The sequence below is a fragment of the Pseudomonas sp. B16120 genome, assembly GCF_044218845.1.
Lineage (GTDB): Bacteria > Pseudomonadota > Gammaproteobacteria > Pseudomonadales > Pseudomonadaceae > Aquipseudomonas > Aquipseudomonas paracarnis.
The window spans coordinates 6,062,070-6,081,006 of record NZ_CP162588.1 but is presented as its reverse complement, the minus strand read 5'-3'; the positions used below and the strand labels follow the sequence as shown (position 1 = coordinate 6,081,006).

Here is an 18,937-nt window from a genome sequence, read left to right as displayed (position 1 = left end):
AAAAGTCCGCTCTAGGGCGTATTGAAAGGGGTCGGGCCTTTCCTCTACCGTAGCGACCTATCTCTTGCAGTGCGGATAAACAATGTCTCTGGCCCCTTTACGCTCTTTGTTTTTCCTGGCGTTCATGGCGGGTGCGCTGACGTTGGGCGCGTCTTACTACCTTCAATACGGTGCGCTGCTACGACCTTGTTTTCTATGCCAGGTACAACGCCTGTTCCTCGCCTCTTTTGCCTTGATCAACCTGATTGCCGCGCTTCACAAACCTGGGCGTTCCGGCCTTTGTCTTTATGGGTTGGCGAGCATGGGCTGTGCGTTGCTGGGCGCCATCACCGCAGGCCGGCAAGTCCTGTTGCAGAACAGGCCGGCAAGCCAGGTGGGGGATTGCTGGCCCAGCCTGCAGGACATGCTTGAAAACCTGTCTGTCTGGCAGGCAATGCGCTCGGTGTTCAATGGCACGGTCGATTGCGTTGAAATCAACTGGACGCTGTTTGACTTGAGCCTGCCTGAGTGGAGCCTGCTGTTTTTTGTGGCGATGCTGATCCTGGGGTTCATGCAGGTGTCACGGCTGTTGTTCGGCAGGCATTTGCGCCTCGCAACACATTGAAAACGAGACTCAGGTTGTAGGAGCGGATTAAACACTTGTATGAACATTCTCTCCTGCGTACCTTGAAGCCATAGTCATGCGGGCATAATCTGGCCCGCACGCGTTATCCAAACCGCTTGTCAGACGCGGCCTTGTCCGTCTGCTGCTTCATCCTTGAAGTGTTGCGCAGGTACAGAGCTGCGGCGCCCCAATAGGGAAGAGAGATCATCATGTTGGAAAGTTGTCAGAATGCTCAGGAACGCTGGGGTGGGGTGCACAAGCTGATCGACAGCTGGTTGAAGGCACGTCACGAACTGGTTCGGGCCTTTGATGCTCTCGGCGCCAAGCCCGAAGCGTTGGGCGAGAATCGCAAGCCGTTGCAGGAGTTCTGTGAGGTGTTGGTGGACTACGTGTCTGCCGGCCATTTCGGCGTCTACGAGCAACTGACCAAGGAGGCCGAAGCCTTCGATGATCAGCGTGGCCTGGAGTTGGCTGAGACGCTTTATCCGCGCATCGATGTGATCACTGAAAAGCTGCTGGCGTTCACCGACCTGTGTGATGCCGGGAAATGTGTCGCGGAAAAATTCAAAGAGTTGGGGGCGCTGTTGCATGAGCGTTTCGAGCTGGAAGATTGCTTGATCGAAGTGCTGCACAACGCTCATAAGGAAGAACCCGCCACCCAGGCTTGAAGCTGGTGGCGAGGTAAGAAAAACGGTGCGCATGTCGCACCGTTTTTTTATGGGTCAGTGGCGAGTGCCGATTAGTTCGATCTCGAACACCAGCGGCGTGTAGGGGGGGATCAACTCACCTGCGCCGTCTGCGCCATAGGCCTGGGCTGAAGGAATCACCAGACGCCATTTCGCACCCACCGGCATCTGTTGTAATGCACTGCTCCAACCGCTGATCACGCTGTTGAGGCGAAACCATTGCGGTTGCGTACTTTTGTCGAAGACAGTTCCATCAGGCAGTCGGCCCACGTATTTAACCTGCACTTCATCGCTGGCCAACGGCTTGTTGCCAGTGCCGGGTGTCAGCTCGGTGAGCAGGATCCCATCGGCCAACTGACGAACGCCGGCTGCGGCTTTTTCCCTTGAGAGAAATTGCTGCTCGGCAGCGAGTGCTTTTTCGCTTTGAGGTCGTTGGGCGTCGGCGGCGTTCTGCGTTTCGTGCTGCGCGAGGATCTGTTCGATGCGCGCGTTATCCAGCGCCAGTGGCTTGCCTTGGTAGGCTTGCTTGAGTCCGTCGAGCAGGGCCTGTATCTGCAGTTCGGGGACTTCCTGGCGCAACCGTTCGCCAAGGCTTGCGCCCAGGCTATAGGCAAGATCGTGCGGGGTTGCGGCGGTGGTGTTTGACGAGGGTTGCTCGCTTGCATCGGCCACGCAGATCGCCAAGCCGAACACTAGAAAAAGGTAACGCGACATGGGCATTCTCCCGGCGAAAGTGCGACGGATTATGCCAGTGCGAGTGCGTAAAAAGTGGCGCGGTTTTCCGTTATATCGATAAGAATTTTCGCACGCTGCAACGCAACGCAAAGGATACTGTCAACATGCCCTAGCGGCGGTAAGAGCAGAGGGCTAGTATGAGCCGCACCCACGTCAGCCAGGAGGTAAACCATGTCGGCCAAACAGAAGCCTGTAAATACCCCGTTGCACTTGCTCCAACAACTTTCGGGCAGCCTGCTCGAACATCTGGAAAGCGCGTGCTCCCAAGCCTTGGCTGATGCAGAAAAGCTGCTCGCCAAACTGGAAAAACAACGCGGTAAAGCGCAAGAAAAGCTGCACAAATCCCGCACCAAACTGCAAGACGCCGCCACTGCCGGCAAGTCCAAGGCACAAGCCAAAGCCAAAGGCGCGGTCAAAGAACTTGAAGAGCTGCTGGATGCTCTCAAGGATCGCCAAGCCGAAACCCGCAGCTACATTTCCCAACTCAAAAAAGACGCTCAAGAAAGCCTGAAACTGGCCCAAGGTGTTGGCCGTGTGAAGGAAGCCGTAGCTAAAGCACTGGGTGCTCGTACGCCTGCAAAAGTAGCCGCCAAGCCAACTGCTAAAACTGCTGCTGCCAAACCAGCTGCCAAGCCAGCCGCTAAAACCGCTGCTGCCAAACCAGCCGCGAAGCCAGCTGCTAAAACTGCTGTCGCCAAACCAGCTGCCAAGCCAGTCGCTAAAACCGCTGCTGCCAAACCAGCCGCGAAGCCAGCTGCTAGAACTGCTGCTGCCAAACCAGCTGCCAAGCCAGTCGCTAAAACCGCTGCTGCCAAACCAGCCGCGAAGCCAGCTGCTAAAACTGCTGCTGCCAAACCAGCTGCCAAGCCAGTCGCTAAAACCGCTGCTGCCAAACCAGCCGCGAAGCCAGCTGCTAAAACTGCTGCTGCCAAACCAGCTGCCAAGCCAGTCGCTAAAACCGCTGCTGCCAAACCAGCCGCGAAGCCAACTGCTAAAACTGCTGCCGCCAAACCAGCTGCCAAGCCAGTCGCTAAAACCGCTGCTGCCAAACCAGCCGCGAAGCCAGCCGCTAAACCTGCTGCTGCCAAACCAGCTGCCAAGCCAGTCGCTAAAACCGCTGCTGCCAAACCAGCCGCGAAGCCAGCCGCTAAAACCGCTGCTGTCAAACCGGCTGCCAAGCCAGCCGCTAAACCTGCGGCTGCTAAACCAGCCGTGAAGCCAGCCGCCAAGCCAGCGCCCGCAAAGCCAGCCGCTCCAGCAGCACCCACTGCCACCCCGGCAGCAGCCACCGCTCCAACTGCATCGGCCAGCAGCACCCCTGCACCGGTAGCGCCAAGCACCACCCCAACCAGCGCTTCCTAAGTGTTGGTGGCCATGACGCGCAATTGCAGCAGCGCGTCGTGGTCAAGGTTGGCGGCTTCGGTCGCCAGGCCTTCAAGCCAGTCTTGCTGATCCACCACCTCATTGATCGGCCATGTCTGCGCCAGCGCTTCCAAGCGCGCCAGCAACGTTCTTTCGGCCTCCAGCTCCAGTGTCTTGATCTGCTCGCGTAGCGATGCCAATTGCGCATCCTGCTGGGCCAAGGCTCGCCATTGCACGCGCACTTGTCGTAGCGGTTCGACTACCTGCACCCGCCACGGATGAGCCATCTGTTGCAGTGCCAGAACGCGTTCGGGCTTGTACGCCACACCACGTTGCTCCAGCCAAGCACCACACAACAACAGGCACACGTCTGCCCCTTGCTCCTGCAAGCGCAGGCACGCGGCCTCCACGCCCGGGCGGGCATAGGTCGAAAGGGCAAAGCTCCACAGGTCAGCGCACATATTCACACCCAAGCCAGCGGCCAACGAAGCTGGTAGACTCCGCCGCCATTATGATCCGACTTCAAAGCCTAACATTACAGCGTGGCCCGCAACGTCTTCTTGAAGACGCCGAGCTGACCCTGCACGCCGGTCACAAAGCCGGCCTGATCGGTGCCAACGGCGCCGGCAAATCCACGTTGTTCGCCCTGTTGCTGGGGGAGCTGACCCCGGATTCCGGGGACTGCCTGCTGCCTGCCGACTGGCGCATTGCCCATATGCGCCAGGAGATCGACACCCTGGACCGTATCGCCATCGACTACGTGCTCGATGGCGACCTGCGCCTGCGCCAGGTGCAACACGACCTGGCTGAGGCCGAAAAAGCCCAGGACGGTGCCGCCCAGGCGCGCCTGCACTCGGAGCTGGACAGCGCCGACGGCTACACGGCCGACGCTCGCGCTCGCAAGATGCTCGCTGGCCTTGGGTTTACCAACGAACAGATGGACCGCCCGGTCGCCGATTTCTCCGGTGGCTGGCGCATGCGCCTGAACCTGGCTCAAGCGCTGATGTGCCCCTCTGACCTGCTGCTGCTCGACGAACCGACCAACCACTTGGACCTCGATGCGATCCTGTGGCTGGAAGATTTCCTCAAGAGTTACCAGGGCACCTTGCTGCTGATCTCCCACGACCGGGATTTCCTCGACGCCGTGGTCGATAACATCGCCCATGTCGAACAGAAGAAAATCACCCTTTACCGTGGCGGCTATACCGCGTTCGAACGCGCCCGCGCCGAACGCCTGGCCCAGCAGCAACAGGCCTTTGAAAAGCAACAGGCGCAACGTGCGCACATGGAAAGTTACATCGCAAGGTTCAAGGCCCAGGCTACCAAGGCCCGCCAGGCCCAGAGCCGGATCAAGGCCCTGGAACGCATGGAAGAGCTGTCGGCGGCCCACGTCGATTCGCCGTTCGACTTTGTCTTCCGTGAGTCGGTGAAGATCTCCAGCCCGCTGTTGGACCTCTCGGACGCTCGCCTTGGCTATGGCGACAAAACCATCCTGGAGAAGGTCAAGCTGCAGCTCACGCCGGGCGCACGCATCGGTTTGCTCGGCCCGAACGGCGCAGGCAAGTCGACACTGATCAAGAACCTTTCGGGTGAGCTTGAGCCGCTGGCCGGTCGCCTCACTCGTGGCGAGAACACGGTGGTGGGTTACTTCGCCCAGCATCAACTGGACTCGCTGGACGCCAAGGCAAGCCCGTTGTTGCACCTGCAACGCCTGGCGCCGACCGAGCGCGAGCAGACCCTGCGCGACTTCCTTGGCGGTTTCGACTTCCGTGGCGCGCGCATTGACGAACCTGTGCTGAATTTTTCCGGTGGCGAAAAAGCCCGACTGGCCCTGGCCCTGATCGCGTGGGATCGCCCGAACCTGTTGCTGCTCGACGAGCCGACCAACCACTTGGACCTGGAAATGCGCCTGGCGCTGACCATGGCCCTGCAGGAATTCAGCGGTGCGGTATTGGTGGTGTCTCACGACCGTCACCTGCTCAAGAGCACCACCGACAACTTCCTGCTGGTGGCCGACGGTAAGGTCGAAGAGTTCGATGGCGACCTGGACGACTACGCGCGCTGGCTGACGGAGTACCGCCTGCGCAATGCGCCGGCCAGCAACACGCCGGTCAACCCGGACAAGACCGACAAGAAAGCCCAGCGCCAGGCCGCCGCCGCGCTGCGCCAGCAGTTGGCGCCGCACAAGCGTGAGGCCGACAAGCTGGAAGCCGAACTGGGCAAGGTGCATGAGCGCCTGGCCAAGATCGAAGCCAGCCTGGGCGACAGCGCCGTGTACGAGGCGGCGCGCAAGGACGAGCTGCGTGACCTGCTGGCCGAACAGGCCAAGCTCAAGGTGCGCGAGGGGCAGTTGGAGGAAACCTGGATGGAGGCCCTCGAATTGCTCGAAACCCTGCAAGCGGAGCTGGAGGCGCTGTCCTGATGGAGGCGTTGCAATTACCGGTACCGGTGCAATGGATCGAACCCATCTGGATCGGCGTGCAAATCCTGCTGATCCTGCTGGCTGGCTACCTGGCTCAGCGCTTCGTCGCAAAAGGCCTTACGCGCCTGGGTGAGCGCTACCCGTTCCCGCCGCAATTGCTGATGCCCCTGCGGGGCGGCTTGCGCTGGCTGATCATGGGCAGTGCGCTGATCTTTGTGCTGGGCCGCCTGGGTGTGTCTGCCACGGTGTTGTGGACGGCCCTGTCAGGCTTTGTCGCGGTGGCGGCCGTGGCGTTCTTCGCCATGTGGTCGGTGCTGTCCAACCTGCTGTGCGCGATCCTGATCTTCACGGTCGGGCCGTTTCGCCTCGGTGATATCGTCGAGTTGGTGGACACCGTCGACAAACCGGGCGTGAAGGGCCGGGTCGTGGCGATCAACTTGCTCTACACCACGCTGATCGAAGTCGAGGAAGCCGGGACCAACAGCGCGATGGTGCAGGTGCCCAATAGTCTGTTCTTCCAGCGTTCGGTACGCCGTTGGCCCGGCTCTGGCACTAATATCCTGTAGGCGCGAGCAAGCTCGCTCCTACAGAAATCTATAGCCAGCCTTTGGTCGCTGGAGTTAGCTTAAGGCACAACCGCTAACTCCCTTACGAGGTGTGCAATGGCTCTCGATACATGGCTGGCCTTTTTCCTGGCCAGTTGGATCATCTCCCTTTCTCCTGGCGCCGGTGCCATCGCCTCGATGTCCAGCGGCCTGCAATACGGTTTTGTGCGTGGCTACTGGAACGCCATCGGTCTGCAACTGGGCCTGGCGATGCAGATTGCGGTGGTCGCCGGTGGTTTGGGTGCCATTCTGGCGGCCTCGTCTACTGCGTTCTATGCGATCAAATGGTTTGGCGTGGCCTACCTCGTGTATCTGGCCATCAAACAATGGCGTGCCCTGCCCATGGACATGACCGATGACGCCGCCGTGCGCCCGATCGGCAAACCGATGGCGATGATGTTCCGCGGCTTCCTGGTTAACGCCAGCAATCCCAAGGCGCTGGTGTTTATGCTGGCGGTGCTGCCGCAGTTCGTGAACCCGCAGGCGCCGTTGTTGATCCAGTACCTGATCCTCGGTGCCACTATGATCAGCGTCGATATGATCGTGATGGCGGGCTACACAGGGTTGGCGTCGAAAGTCTTGCGCCTGTTGCGTACGCCCAAACAACAGAAACGCGTAAACCGCACCTTTGCTGGCTTGTTTGTCGGCGCTGCCGGTTTCCTGGCGAGCCTGCATCGCGCCACGGCCTGACCAAGCGACTGGCTCAAAAATGTGGGAGCGGGCTTGCTCGCGAATACGGTATCAGTCAAAGAAAATAGTGACTGAAGCACCGCGTTCGCGAGCAAGCCCGCTCCCACATTGGTTTTAGGGTGATATGAAATAACACCTTGAGTCGAATCCATTAAAGCTCAACAATAGTGTTACTTCGTATTTCCACTTGAGATTCATTCATGACCGCCCCTTTCCGCTTTCTCGCCTGGCTGCTGTTGCCGGCGTTGCTGTCGTGCAGCTTCAATCTGTTGGCCGCGACCGCCGAGGGCGCGCCGCAAGCCCTGCATTTGCTGGACTACATTGGCGCCGACTACCCACCCACGGTGGAGGCGGGCAAGGTGGTGGATGACTCGGAATACCGTGAACAAGTGGAATTTCTCGGAGTGTTGCAGGGGCTGGTGGCGGATTTGCCAGACAAACCCGAGCGCGCCGAGCTGATAAAGGGCGTTGATGAACTGCTGGCCGCGGTCACTGCCCACCAGGATGGCGCAAGCGTTGCCCGCCAGGCCCGTCAATTGGGTGCCAAGCTGGCCGTGGCGTATGAAGTCAGCCAGGCCCCGGCCATCACGCCGGACCCGACGCGCGGCGCGCCGCTCTACGCCCAGCATTGTTCGGTGTGCCACGGCACAGCAGGTGCCGGCGATGGCCCCGCAGGCATGGGCATGACGCCACCACCCGCTAACCTGCGCGATGCCACGCGCCTGGATCGCCTGAGCCTCTACGCGATCTACAACACCCTCGGCCTGGGCGTGGAGGGCACCGACATGCCGTCGTTCGCTGACCAATTGGACGACCGCCAGCGCTGGGACCTGGCAACCTATATCGCCGGCTTCACGGCCGACCCGGCCGCCGCCAAAGGCGAGCAGACATTCAACCTTGCCGACCTGGCCCGCCAGACCCCCAATGAAGTGCTCGCCGCTGACGGCCCTGGCGCTGCCGCGACATTCCGCGCTCAACGTGCCCAACCGCCGCAGGTTCAGCGTGGCCCCGCGCAGTTGCTCGACTACACCGCCGCCACCCTGGACAAGAGCCTCGCGGCCTTCCGCAACGGCGACCATGAGCAGGCTTACGATCTATCCGTCGCGGCCTATCTGGAAGGCTTCGAACTGGTGGAAAGCTCCCTGGATAACGTCGATGCCAATGTGCGCAAAGACACCGAGAAGGCCCTGATGGCCTATCGGCAATCGTTGCAGGACGGCTTGCCTATCGAGCAGGTGCAGCAGCGCTTGGACTTGGCCAAAGGCAAACTCACTGAATCGGCCGGTTTGCTGGGCGGCGATGGCCTGAGCTGGTCGTTGAGCTATATCTCCGGCTTGCTGATCCTGCTGCGCGAAGGCCTGGAAGCGATTCTGGTGCTGGCAGCGATCCTCGCCTTTCTGCGTAACACCGGCCAGCAATCGGCGGTGCGCAGCGTCAACGTCGGCTGGGGCCTGGCGCTGTTGGCAGGCTTGGGTACCTGGGCTTTGGCGGCCTATGTCATTGACGTCAGCGGTGCCCAGCGTGAGTTGCTTGAAGGCTGCACGGCGTTGTTCGCCAGTGTGATGGTGCTGTGGCTCGGCGTGTGGATGCACGACCGGCGTCACGCGGCAGCCTGGCAGGACTACATCAAGAGCAGCCTGGTGGGCGGCGGTGGGCGTTTCGGTTTTGCCGTGCTGGCGTTCTTCTCGGTGTACCGCGAACTGTTCGAAGTCATCCTGTTCTACGAAACCCTGTGGCTGCAAGCCGGCCCTGCCGGGCACAACGCGGTGCTGGCCGGTGGTGCCACGGCGTTGGTGCTGCTGGTGGGCCTGGCCTGGGTGATCCTGCGCGGTTCGGCGAAGTTGCCCCTGGCGCTGTTCTTCGGCATCAACGCCGCGCTGCTGTGTGCGCTGTCGGTGGTGTTTGCCGGGCACGGTGTGAAAGCCTTGCAGGAAGCAGGCATCTTCGGCACGCGGCCGGTGGCGTTCTTTGACTTCGACTGGCTGGGCATCCACGCCGATGCGTACTCGTTGGGGGCACAGGCCGTGGCGATCCTGGCGATTGTGGTGTTGTACGGCCGTAGCCGCCTGACCGAAAAGCGCCGGGTGGCGGCGTAGCATGCGCGTGTGGATCGACGCCGACGCCTGCCCTCGGGCGGCCAAGGACCAAGTGGTGAAGTTCGCCCTCAAGCGCCAGTTTGAGGTAGTGCTGGTGGCAGGGCAAAGCCAGATCAAACCGAGCTTTGCCTGTGTGAAGCTGATCGTGGTGCCCAGCGGGCCGGATGCCGCCGATGATTACCTGGTGGAGCACGCCGTGCCCGGCGAACTGGTGATTTGCAGCGACGTGCCCTTGGCCGACCGCCTGGTGAAGAAGGGCGTGACGGCCCTTGACCCGCGTGGCAAGGAATTCAGCCCAGCGAACATGAGCGAGCGGTTGGCGGTGCGTAACCTGTTTACCGACCTGCGCGAGCAAGGCCAGATGGGCGGCGGCCCACCGCCCCACAGCGAAAAGGACAAGCAGGCGTTTGCCAATTCGCTGGACCGAATCCTTACCCGCTTGATGAAACCACTGTAGGAGCGAGCAAGCTCGCTCCTACAGAAAGAGGGCGTCAGTCGTTCTCGTGAGTCAACTCCAACACCCGATCCACCAGCTTGTTGATGCCTGACGCCACCTCGCTGATGTTCTTGCCCAGCATGTAGGCCGGCGTACTCACCAGCTTGCGCGCCTGGTCTTCGACGATGTCCTCCACGGTGCATTCGAGGTGGGTGGCGCCCATCTTGTCCAGGGCTGCGGCGGTGCTGGCATCGTTGCCGATGGTGCAGGTCACGCCAGGGCCGTAGATCTTGGCGGCCAGGGCCGGCGAAATGCAGATCAACCCCACCGGCTTGCCCGCTTCGGCAAAGGCTTCAGCCAGTGCCAGCACCTGAGGGTTGATGCTGCAACCGGCGCCTTCCACGGCAAAGTTCGACAGGTTCTTGGCCGCACCAAACCCCCCCGGCACGATCAGCGCGTCAAAGTCTGCGGCGTTGGCTTGGCCTATATCCTTCACGGCGCCGCGGGCGATACGCGCGGATTCCACCAGCACGTTGCGCGACTCGGGCATTTCTTCGCCCGTGAGGTGGTTGATCACGTGCAACTGCGCAACGTCGGGTGCAAAGCATTCCACTTGAGCGCCGCGCTGGTCCAGGCGCAGCAGGGTGATCACGCTTTCATGGATCTCTGCGCCGTCGTACACGCCACAGCCGGAAAGGATCACTGCAATCTTTTTGCTCATGGGCATTTCTCCTGATTCATGGCGTTAAATGTCTACTAATTTGTAACCTGTTGCCAATGGGATCTCACGTCGCTGCACCTAATCTTGATGTAACAAAAATAGACCGGACTAGCCCATGGACTTCGTGCCTTACGCAGTACCGTTTTTTATCGCCCTGATTGTGGTGGAGTTGCTGGCCGACCGTTGGCGCGGCGCGCGCAACTACCGAGTGGCGGATGCCATCAACAGCCTCAGCACCGGTGTGCTGTCCACCACCACCGGCTTGCTCACCAAGGGTGTGGGCCTGCTGACCTACGCCTTCGCCCTCAAGCACCTAGCGTTGTTCGAGTTGCCGACCCAGAGCGTCTGGACCTGGGTATTCGCTTTTGTGTTTTATGATTTCTGCTACTACTGGCTGCACCGCATGGGGCATGAACGCAACATCCTGTGGGCCGCGCATTCGGTGCATCACCAGAGCGAGGACTACAACCTCAGCACTGCCTTGCGCCAGACCAGCACCGGTTTCCTGCTGAGTTGGATCTTCTACTTGCCCCTGGCGGTGGTTGGTGTGCCGCTGGTGGTGTTTATCAGCGTAGCGTCGCTCAACCTGCTGTATCAATTCTGGGTCCATACACGCCATGTTCCCAAGCTCGGCTGGGTCGAATGGTTTTTCGTCACACCGTCCAATCATCGGGCCCACCATGCACAGAACGCTCTCTACATGGATCGCAACTACGGCGGGGTGTTCATTATTTGGGACCGGCTGTTCGGCACCTTCCAAGAGGAAGACGATAACGAACCGGTGATTTTCGGCGTAACCACACCCCTGGCCAGTTGGAATCCGCTGTGGGCCAACCTGCAGTTTTATGCGCAGCTCTGGAGCGACGCCAGGCGTACTGAGCGTTGGTGGGACAAGCTGCGCATCTGGTTCATGCGCACCGGTTGGCGGCCGGCGGACGTCAAGGCCAAGTACCCGATGGCCAAGCCGGACCTGAGCCAGTTCCGCAAATTCGAGGTGCCGCTGGACGTGCGCCACCAGGTCTACATCGCCTTGCAGTTTGCGGCTTATGTGGGGTTTGGCAGCTATCTGATGAATGTGGGTGAGGGCTCGCCCACCTCGGCGCTGGTCCTCGGTTGGGGCGCGATGGCACTGGGATTGTTTACCCTGGGGGTTGCGCTGGAGAATCGCCCATGGGCACTGAAGGCCGAGCTGGCGCGCCTGGTGCTGAATGTTCCCTTGGTATGGCTGGCGCCGCTGGCAGGGTTGTGGCCCGCCAGCAACCTGGGCTGGCTGGGCCTGGCGAGCTACAGCCTGCTCAGCCTCATCGGCCTCTACTGTTGCAGAAGCCGGCTTACTCGGTGGGTGTCTTAGGCGTTTCGATCGGGGCTGGCTCGTTAGCCAGCCGAGCCTTGGCCTCGGCACAGGCTTGGCGGGCGATGCGGGCATTCTTGAAGCGACGGCGCAGCCACAGGCCAAAGCCCAGCACCAGCAAGGCGCCCAGTACCCACAGCTCGTATTTCTTGACGCTGCCGAGCATCCCTTCCAGCACCGCGCCAAAGTGGTAGGCCGCCGCCCCCAGTGCCGCGGCCCAGATCGCCGCGCCAATACCGTTGAGGACCAGGTAGCGCAACGGTGGATAGCCGGACAGGCCAATCGCCACGGGCATCACCGTGCGCAAGCCGTAGACGAAGCGGAAACTCAATACCCAGATATCCGGATGCTTGCGGATATGTTCCAGCGCCTTGTCGCCCATCAATTGCCAGCGCGGCTTGCGCGCCAGCAACTTGCGGCCGTGCTTGCGCCCCATGTAGTACCAGAGCTGGTCGCCGGCGTAGCTGCCAAAAAAGGCAACGACCACCACCAGGTTGATATCCATGTAGCCACGGAACGCCAGGAAGCCTGCGAGTACAAGGATGGTCTCGCCTTCGAAGAACGTGCCGAGAAAGAGGGCAAAGTAGCCGAAGTCATGCAGAAATTGTTGAAGCATGGTCTAGGGTGCTGGCGAAATGAACGCGCAGCCTACGCCTTCACGAAGATTCATGAAAGTATCGAGATGTGTCACGAAGTGAACAATTCCTATGCAAATGACGAATGGGACTACAGGTCGCGTCGATAAGCACAACTGTCATTCATTCGTCATAATGGCCGCTTATAACTGCAACGCTCGCCCGTAAACACGGGCTCAGGAGTCTGTCGTGAGCTTTACCCCTGCCAATCGCCTGTTCCCTGCCACCCGTCTGCGTCGCAATCGTCGTGATGATTTTTCTCGTCGCCTGGTACGTGAAAATGTACTGACCACGAATGATCTGATCCTGCCGGTTTTCGTGCTCGACGGCGAAAATCGCCGGGAAGCGGTGGCGTCGATGCCGGGTGTGGAGCGTCTGACCATTGATTTGTTGCTTGAAGAAGCGGCGAATTGGGTCGAGTTGGGCATTCCGGCGCTGGCGCTGTTTCCGGTGACCCCGGCGGAACTCAAGTCCCTGGACGCCGCTGAAGCCTGGAACCCCGACGGGATTGCCCAGCGCGCCACCCGTGCCTTGCGCGAGCGCTTCCCGGAGCTTGGGGTGATCACTGACGTGGCCCTGGACCCGTTCACCACCCACGGCCAGGATGGCATTCTTGACGAAGACGGTTATGTGCAGAACGACATCACCGTCGATGCACTGGTCAAGCAGGCGTTATCACACGCGGCTGCGGGCGCCCAGGTGGTTGCACCGTCGGACATGATGGACGGGCGCATCCAGGCGATTCGCGAAGCCCTTGAGCTGGCCGGTCACGTCAATGTGCGGATCATGGCCTATTCGGCCAAATACGCCAGCGCCTACTACGGCCCATTCCGCGATGCGGTAGGCTCGGCGCTGAACCTGGGCAAGGCCAACAAGGCCTCGTATCAGATGGACCCGGCCAACAGCCAGGAAGCCCTGCACGAGGTGGCTGCCGACCTGGCCGAAGGCGCCGATATGGTGATGGTCAAGCCGGGGATGCCCTACCTTGACATTCTTTACCGGGTCAAAGAGGAATTCAAAGTGCCGACCTTTGTCTATCAGGTCAGCGGTGAATACGCCATGCACATGGCGGCCATCCAGAATGGTTGGTTGAGTGAAGGGGTGATCCTCGAATCCCTGACTGCCTTTAAACGTGCCGGCGCTGATGGCATTCTGACCTACTTCGCCGCCCGCGCCGCCCAATTGCTTAGAGAGCAACAATAGCCCTCACAGGAACACTCGATGAATACCGAAGGACTCTCAGAAGTTGCCGTAAAAGACGCTCACCCGGTGGTTGAACAAGTCGCCCAGACCCCGCCGGAGCTGGAGCCCGCACCGCCTGCGGTGGTGGCCGAAGCGCCTGCGCCGGCGCCGGTGGCCGTGGTCACCAACCTGGATGACAGCAGCCTGTACATCCACCGCGAGTTGTCACAACTGCAATTCAACATCCGCGTGCTTGAGCAGGCGCTGGATGAGTCCTACCCCTTGCTGGAGCGGCTGAAATTCCTGCTGATCTTCTCCAGTAACCTGGACGAGTTCTTCGAGATCCGTGTTGCCGGCCTCAAGAAGCAGATCACCTTTGCCCGTGAACAAGCCGGTGCCGATGGCCTGCAACCGCACCAGGCCCTGGCGCGTATCAGTGAGCTGGTGCACGGCCATGTAGACCGCCAGTATGCGATCCTCAACGACATCCTGCTGCCGGAGCTGGAAAAGCACCAAGTCCGCTTCATTCGTCGTCGTCACTGGACCGCCAAGATCAAGACCTGGGTGCGCCGTTACTTCCGGGACGAGATTTCGCCGATCATCACGCCTATCGGCCTCGACCCGACGCACCCGTTCCCCTTGCTGGTGAACAAGAGCCTCAACTTCATCGTCGAACTCGAAGGTATCGACGCTTTCGGCCGCGATTCGGGCCTGGCGATCATCCCGGCGCCGCGTCTGTTGCCTCGGATCATCAAGGTACCGGAAGAGGTAGGGGGCGCTGGCGACAACTATGTATTCCTGTCATCGATGATTCACGCGCACGCCGACGACCTGTTCCAGGGCATGAAGGTCAAGGGCTGCTACCAGTTCCGCCTGACCCGTAACGCCGACCTGGCGCTGGACTCCGAAGACGTTGAAGACCTGGCCCGTGCCCTGCGCGGCGAACTGTTCTCACGGCGCTATGGCGATGCGGTGCGCCTGGAAGTGGCGGACACCTGCCCGAAACATCTGTCGGACTACCTGCTCAAGCAGTTCAACTTGGCAGAATCGGAGCTGTACCAGGTCAACGGCCCTGTGAACCTCACGCGCCTGTTCAGCATTACCGGCCTGGACAGCCACCCGGAGCTGCAATACAAGCCGTTCACGCCGCAGATCCCGAAACTTTTGCAAAACAGCGAGAACATCTTCAGCGTGGTGAGCAAGCAGGACATCCTGCTGCTGCACCCTTTCGAGTCGTTCACCCCGGTGGTCGACCTGCTGCGCCAGGCTGCCAAGGACCCGCACGTCCTGGCCGTGCGCCAGACCCTGTACCGCAGCGGCGCGAACTCGGAAATCGTCGATGCGCTGGTGGATGCGGCGCGTAATGGCAAAGAAGTCACTGCGGTGATCGAGTTGCGTGCGCGTTTCGACGAAGAGTCCAACCTGCAACTGGCCAGCCGTCTGCAAGCGGCCGGTGCGGTGGTGATCTACGGCGTGGTCGGCTTCAAGACCCACGCCAAGATGATGCTGATCCTGCGTCGTGAAGCCGGTGAGATCGTGCGCTACGCCCACTTGGGTACCGGTAACTATCACGCCGGCAACGCCAAGCTCTACACCGACTACAGCTTGCTGACGTCCGACGACGCGCTGTGCGAAGACGTCGGCAAGTTGTTCAGCCAGTTGATCGGCATGGGCAAGACCCTACGCATGAAGAAGCTGTTGCACGCGCCGTTCACGCTCAAGAAGGGCATGCTCGACATGATTGCCCGCGAGACCCAGTTTGCCCTCGATGGCAAGCCGGCGCACATCATCGCCAAGTTCAACTCGCTGACCGATCCGAAGATCATCCGTGCTCTGTACAAGGCCAGCCAGTCCGGTGTGCGCATCGACCTGGTGGTACGTGGCATGTGCTGCCTGCGCCCCGGCATTGTGGGCGTGTCGCATAACATCCATGTGCGCTCGATCATCGGCCGCTTCCTGGAGCACACCCGCGTGTTCTACTTCCTTAACGGCGGCGAAGAACAGATGTTCCTCTCCAGTGCCGACTGGATGGAGCGCAACCTCGACAAGCGCGTGGAGACCTGCTTCCCGGTGGAAGGCAAGAAGCTGATCATGCGGGTCAAGAAGGAGCTGGAAAGCTACCTCACCGACAACACCCACAGCTGGAGCCTGCAGTCGGATGGTCGCTACGTGCGTAACACCCCGACCGGCAACCAGAACCCGCGCAGCGCGCAGGCGACATTATTGGAGAAGTTGGGTAGCCCGATTCTGACGGTGAACTAGCCCAGGCATACGCAACTCCATGTGGGAGCGGGCTTGCTCGCGAATGCGGTGTGTCAGTCAATGCATCTGGTGACTGATCCACTGCATTCGCGGGCAAGCCCGCTCCCACATTTGTTTTGCAGTGGGCTTTAGCGCAGGTTCAGGCTGAACCCCACCCGTGTCAGCCATTCCGCTTCCTGGGCGAAGTCCGCCTGGGTCAGCTGATTTTCATCCAGCCAGCCTTTGGGGAACATCACTTCCAGGCTATCGCCATCGGCGTGCAGTTTGACCTGGGGCATTTCCTGGGTGCCGCGGATGTGGTGGAACAGGATCGCAAAGCGCAGCAGCGCGCACAGGCGGATCAGCTTGATGCCGTCTTTACCGAATTCGGCAAACTTGTCCTTGGGAATATTACGGCGATGGCCGCGTACCAGCAGCGCGAGCATCTGTTGGTCTTCCCGGGAGAAACCGGCCAGGTCCGAGTGTTCGATCAGGTAGGCGCCGTGCTTGTGATAATGGTAGTGGGCGATGTCCAGGCCGACTTCATGCACCTTGGCTGCCCAGCCGAGTAACTCGCGCCAGACGCCGTCTTCCAGGTCCCAGTCCTCGGCCACCTGGTCGAACGCGTGCAGGGCTTTGCGCTCCACGCGTGCGGCTTGTTCCAGGTCAACGTGATAACGCTCCATCAGCGAGCTGAGGGTGCGCTCGCGCACGTCTTCGTGGTGGTGCCGGCCCAGCAGGTCGTAGAGCACGCCTTCGCGCAGGGCGCCGTCACAGTGGTCCATGCGTTGCAGTTCGAGGGCGTCGAAGATGGCTTCGAGAATTGCCAGGCCCGCAGGGAAAATCGCACGGCGGTCGGGCTTGATGCCATCGAAGTCGATTTTCTCTGCATCCCCCAGCTTGAACAACTTGCGCTTGAGCCACGCCAAGCCCTCGGCGTTCACCTCGCCGGTGCCATGGCCACCGGCTTTCAAGGCCAGGCCGATGGCACGGATGGTGCCGGACGAGCCGATGGCTTCATCCCAGGTCAGTCGGTGCAAGGCGTGTTCGATGCTCATGATTTCCAGACGCGCTGCGGTGTAGGCCTGGGCATAGCGCGCCGGAGTGATCTTGCCATCCTTGAAATAACGCTGGGTGAAACTCACGCATCCCATCTGCAGGCTTTCACGCAGCAGCGGTTCGAAACGCTGGCCGATGATGAACTCGGTGCTACCGCCGCCAATGTCTGCCACCAGGCGTTTGCCGGGCGTATCGGCCAGTGTGTGTGACACGCCGAGGTAGATCAGGCGAGCCTCTTCACGGCCCGAGATGACCTCCACCGGATGCCCGAGGATTTCCTCGGCGCGATGGATGAACTCGTTGCGGTTGCGGGCCTCGCGCAAGGCATTGGTGCCAACGATACGCACTGCGCCAGGGGGCATGCCGTTGATCAGTTGCGCAAAACGCTTGAGGCAATCGAGGCCGCGCTGCATGGATTCTTCATTGAGCTTGCGCTCGTCGTCGATCCCGGCGGCCAGTTGCACTTTTTCGCCGAGCCGCTCAAGGATGCGGATCTCACCGTTCTGGGCCTTGGCCACGACCATATGAAAGCTGTTGGAGCCCAGGTCGATGGCGGCGATCAAGGACAGATTCTTGGCTTGGGATTGCGGCATGGTTTGAGGATCTCGGTCGATAACCTTGCCATCGTGCCACGATCGACCGCTGACGCCAACGCGTTGTGCTTCGGTAATTGGACCGATGCTGTCTGTAGGGAAATCTCTGGGAAGTGTAGGGCAGCTTCGCAAGCTTTAAACGAATAGGTAAACCGATACCGTAAGACGTTTTAACTGTATGTCGTCGTAAGTTGTGTATGACATTGCTTACAGTGATCGGGGCTGTAGATCATGCGATTTCAGTCAGAGGACTACTTTGCTGAACGATTAAAGCCGTTGCCTAATTTAATAGGGCCCACAGCAAATACCGTGTTGTCTGATTTTTTTGCCAGGCACCAAGGCGCCAGACTGTCATTCGGCAATTCTGCCTGGGTGTTATTTATTTATAGTTTTGTGTTACGGAAGATAAAGCGTTGAGCGACGGAGTCGCTGAAACCAAACCTGAATTCATAGAATAAGCGCAACGCTTGAAACGAGAGGCAGAGAGCCAGCCACCGGTAGAATCCAGGCTCTCACACCGAAGGATTCAAGCGCAGATGACTACGCATTACCGGCAGCTGACTCAGGGACAACGTTACCAGATTGAGGCTGGCTTGAGCGCCGCAGAGAGCCAGGCGAGCATTGCAAAGCGGGTCGGCGTGCATCCCTCGACGATCAGTCGCGAGGTTCGCCGCAACAGCACCCAGAATATCTACAAGGCTGTTTCTGCGGCCCATGAAAGTGATGCTCGTCGAGCGGGTGCGCGCAAGTTTTGCAAGCCGGCGACATGGCTCAGCCATCATCTCCCGGTGTGGCTCAAGCATGGCATGAGTCCGGAGCAGATCGCCCAGCGGTTGAAGCAGGAGCAGCCAAGCCGGGCGGTCAGCCATGAGTGGATTTATCGGTTCATTGCCGCCGAACAGCGCGCCGGTGGTGAGCTTTATACCTATCTGCGACATCGCCGAAAGCGCTACCGGAAACGCTATGGAAGCCACGATCGGCGCGGGCAGCTGCGTAATCGCGTGTCAATCAGTGAACGCCCAGCCGAGGTCGAAAGCCGCGAGCGCCTGGGGGACTGGGAGGGCGATACGGTACATGGACTGGGCGGTAACCTGGTGACCCTGGTTGATCGCAAAAGCGGCTATCTGAGCGCCTATCCGGTCAAGCGCAGAACGCGCCGGCAGGTAACGCGGGCGATCAATCTGATGCTTCAGGGCCATGCCGCTCACACGCTGACGCTGGATAACGGAAGGGAGTTTGCCGGGCATGAACGCATCGCGCTACGGAGCCAGTGCCAGGTCTTTTTTGCAGACCCCTATTCATCCTGGCAACGTGGCACCAATGAAAACACCAACGGTCTGCTCCGCCAGTATTTCCCCAAGGGCAGCGACTTCAGCAAGCTGACCGTCGAAGCCGTCAATCGGACAGTAGCGAGGATCAATCTACGCCCGCGCAAGCGCTTGGGCTGGAAGACGCCGTACGAAGTGCATACAGGGGTGAGCGTTGCACTTATGTGTTGAATTCAGGAAAATAAAGAACG

The 18,937-nt window shown here is 60.3% G+C and carries 17 protein-coding genes; 12 read left to right on the top strand and 5 right to left on the bottom strand.

What is annotated here, in order from left to right:
• Positions 1–82 precede the first annotated feature (82 nt).
• Complete coding sequence (locus AB4P90_RS28490; RefSeq protein ID WP_032901899.1) at positions 83–604, top strand: disulfide bond formation protein B; 522 nt, start codon at positions 83–85, stop codon at positions 602–604.
• 209 nt (positions 605–813) lie between these two features.
• Positions 814–1,272 (top strand): Rsd/AlgQ family anti-sigma factor, encoded by a 459-nt coding sequence (locus AB4P90_RS28485; protein WP_014720442.1) that lies wholly within the window; start codon positions 814–816, stop codon positions 1,270–1,272.
• A 54-nt stretch (positions 1,273–1,326) separates the two neighbouring features.
• Here AB4P90_RS28485 and AB4P90_RS28480 read toward each other — a convergent pair whose 3' ends face one another.
• Positions 1,327–2,004, bottom strand: coding sequence for an FKBP-type peptidyl-prolyl cis-trans isomerase (locus AB4P90_RS28480; protein WP_395605542.1), 678 nt, complete (start codon positions 2,002–2,004; stop codon positions 1,327–1,329).
• A gap of 192 nt (positions 2,005–2,196) precedes the next feature.
• On the opposite strand from AB4P90_RS28480, the gene AB4P90_RS28475 reads away from it, so the two are divergent.
• Positions 2,197–3,387, top strand: a complete 1,191-nt coding sequence (locus AB4P90_RS28475; protein ID WP_395605541.1) for an AlgP family protein — start codon at positions 2,197–2,199, stop codon at positions 3,385–3,387.
• Here AB4P90_RS28475 and AB4P90_RS28470 read toward each other — a convergent pair.
• Positions 3,384–3,848, bottom strand: coding sequence for a TIGR02444 family protein (locus tag AB4P90_RS28470; RefSeq protein ID WP_175562974.1), 465 nt, complete (start codon positions 3,846–3,848; stop codon positions 3,384–3,386). The two genes, AB4P90_RS28475 and AB4P90_RS28470, sit on opposite strands and share 4 nt — an antisense overlap.
• A gap of 50 nt (positions 3,849–3,898) precedes the next feature.
• Here AB4P90_RS28470 and abc-f point away from each other — a divergent pair, with 50 nt between their 5' ends.
• From abc-f to AB4P90_RS28445, 5 genes are all read left to right on the top strand, one after another.
• Positions 3,899–5,809: a ribosomal protection-like ABC-F family protein gene (gene abc-f / locus AB4P90_RS28465; protein ID WP_014720438.1), complete on the top strand. Its 1,911-nt coding sequence runs from the start codon at positions 3,899–3,901 to the stop codon at positions 5,807–5,809.
• Positions 5,809–6,375, top strand: coding sequence for a mechanosensitive ion channel family protein (locus tag AB4P90_RS28460; RefSeq protein WP_003195372.1), 567 nt, complete (start codon positions 5,809–5,811; stop codon positions 6,373–6,375). The genes abc-f and AB4P90_RS28460 overlap by 1 nt, the downstream gene beginning before the upstream one ends.
• A gap of 96 nt (positions 6,376–6,471) precedes the next feature.
• The gene (locus tag AB4P90_RS28455) at positions 6,472–7,104 is read left to right on the top strand and encodes a LysE family transporter (RefSeq protein WP_005792425.1); all 633 of its coding nucleotides are present in this window, start codon (positions 6,472–6,474) and stop codon (positions 7,102–7,104) included.
• A gap of 200 nt (positions 7,105–7,304) precedes the next feature.
• Complete coding sequence (locus tag AB4P90_RS28450) at positions 7,305–9,200, top strand: FTR1 family protein (protein ID WP_014720437.1); 1,896 nt, start codon at positions 7,305–7,307, stop codon at positions 9,198–9,200.
• Position 9,201: 1 nt separating this feature from the next.
• Complete coding sequence (locus AB4P90_RS28445; RefSeq protein WP_032902238.1) at positions 9,202–9,657, top strand: YaiI/YqxD family protein; 456 nt, start codon at positions 9,202–9,204, stop codon at positions 9,655–9,657.
• Between the two features lie 34 nt (positions 9,658–9,691).
• Here the strand turns inward: AB4P90_RS28445 and elbB are convergent, their stop codons facing one another.
• The gene (elbB, locus tag AB4P90_RS28440; RefSeq protein ID WP_032902239.1) at positions 9,692–10,357 is read right to left on the bottom strand and encodes an isoprenoid biosynthesis glyoxalase ElbB; all 666 of its coding nucleotides are present in this window, start codon (positions 10,355–10,357) and stop codon (positions 9,692–9,694) included.
• A 115-nt stretch (positions 10,358–10,472) separates the two neighbouring features.
• On the opposite strand from elbB, the gene AB4P90_RS28435 reads away from it, so the two are divergent.
• Positions 10,473–11,708, top strand: a complete 1,236-nt coding sequence (locus tag AB4P90_RS28435; protein ID WP_014720434.1) for a sterol desaturase family protein — start codon at positions 10,473–10,475, stop codon at positions 11,706–11,708.
• Here the strand turns inward: AB4P90_RS28435 and AB4P90_RS28430 are convergent.
• Entirely contained in the window at positions 11,689–12,324 is a 636-nt protein-coding gene (locus tag AB4P90_RS28430; protein WP_014720433.1) for a DedA family protein, read from the bottom strand. The genes AB4P90_RS28435 and AB4P90_RS28430 overlap by 20 nt on opposite strands.
• Before the next feature lie 208 nt (positions 12,325–12,532).
• On the opposite strand from AB4P90_RS28430, the gene hemB reads away from it, so the two are divergent.
• Positions 12,533–13,546, top strand: coding sequence for a porphobilinogen synthase (gene hemB, locus AB4P90_RS28425; RefSeq protein WP_019819828.1), 1,014 nt, complete (start codon positions 12,533–12,535; stop codon positions 13,544–13,546).
• 18 nt (positions 13,547–13,564) lie between these two features.
• Positions 13,565–15,787 carry a polyphosphate kinase 1 gene (gene ppk1, locus AB4P90_RS28420; RefSeq protein ID WP_014720431.1) on the top strand — a complete coding sequence of 741 codons (2,223 nt, stop codon included), beginning with the start codon at positions 13,565–13,567 and terminating at the stop codon, positions 15,785–15,787.
• Between the two features lie 128 nt (positions 15,788–15,915).
• Here the strand turns inward: ppk1 and ppx are convergent, their stop codons facing one another.
• Positions 15,916–17,418 (bottom strand): exopolyphosphatase, encoded by a 1,503-nt coding sequence (gene ppx, locus AB4P90_RS28415; RefSeq protein WP_003195352.1) that lies wholly within the window; start codon positions 17,416–17,418, stop codon positions 15,916–15,918.
• Positions 17,419–17,954: 536 nt separating this feature from the next.
• Here ppx and AB4P90_RS28410 point away from each other — a divergent pair.
• A complete protein-coding gene (locus AB4P90_RS28410) occupies positions 17,955–18,917 on the top strand; it encodes an IS30-like element ISPpu17 family transposase (RefSeq protein WP_004577240.1) in 963 nt (320 codons plus the stop codon).
• The last annotated feature ends 20 nt before the right edge of the window (positions 18,918–18,937 follow it).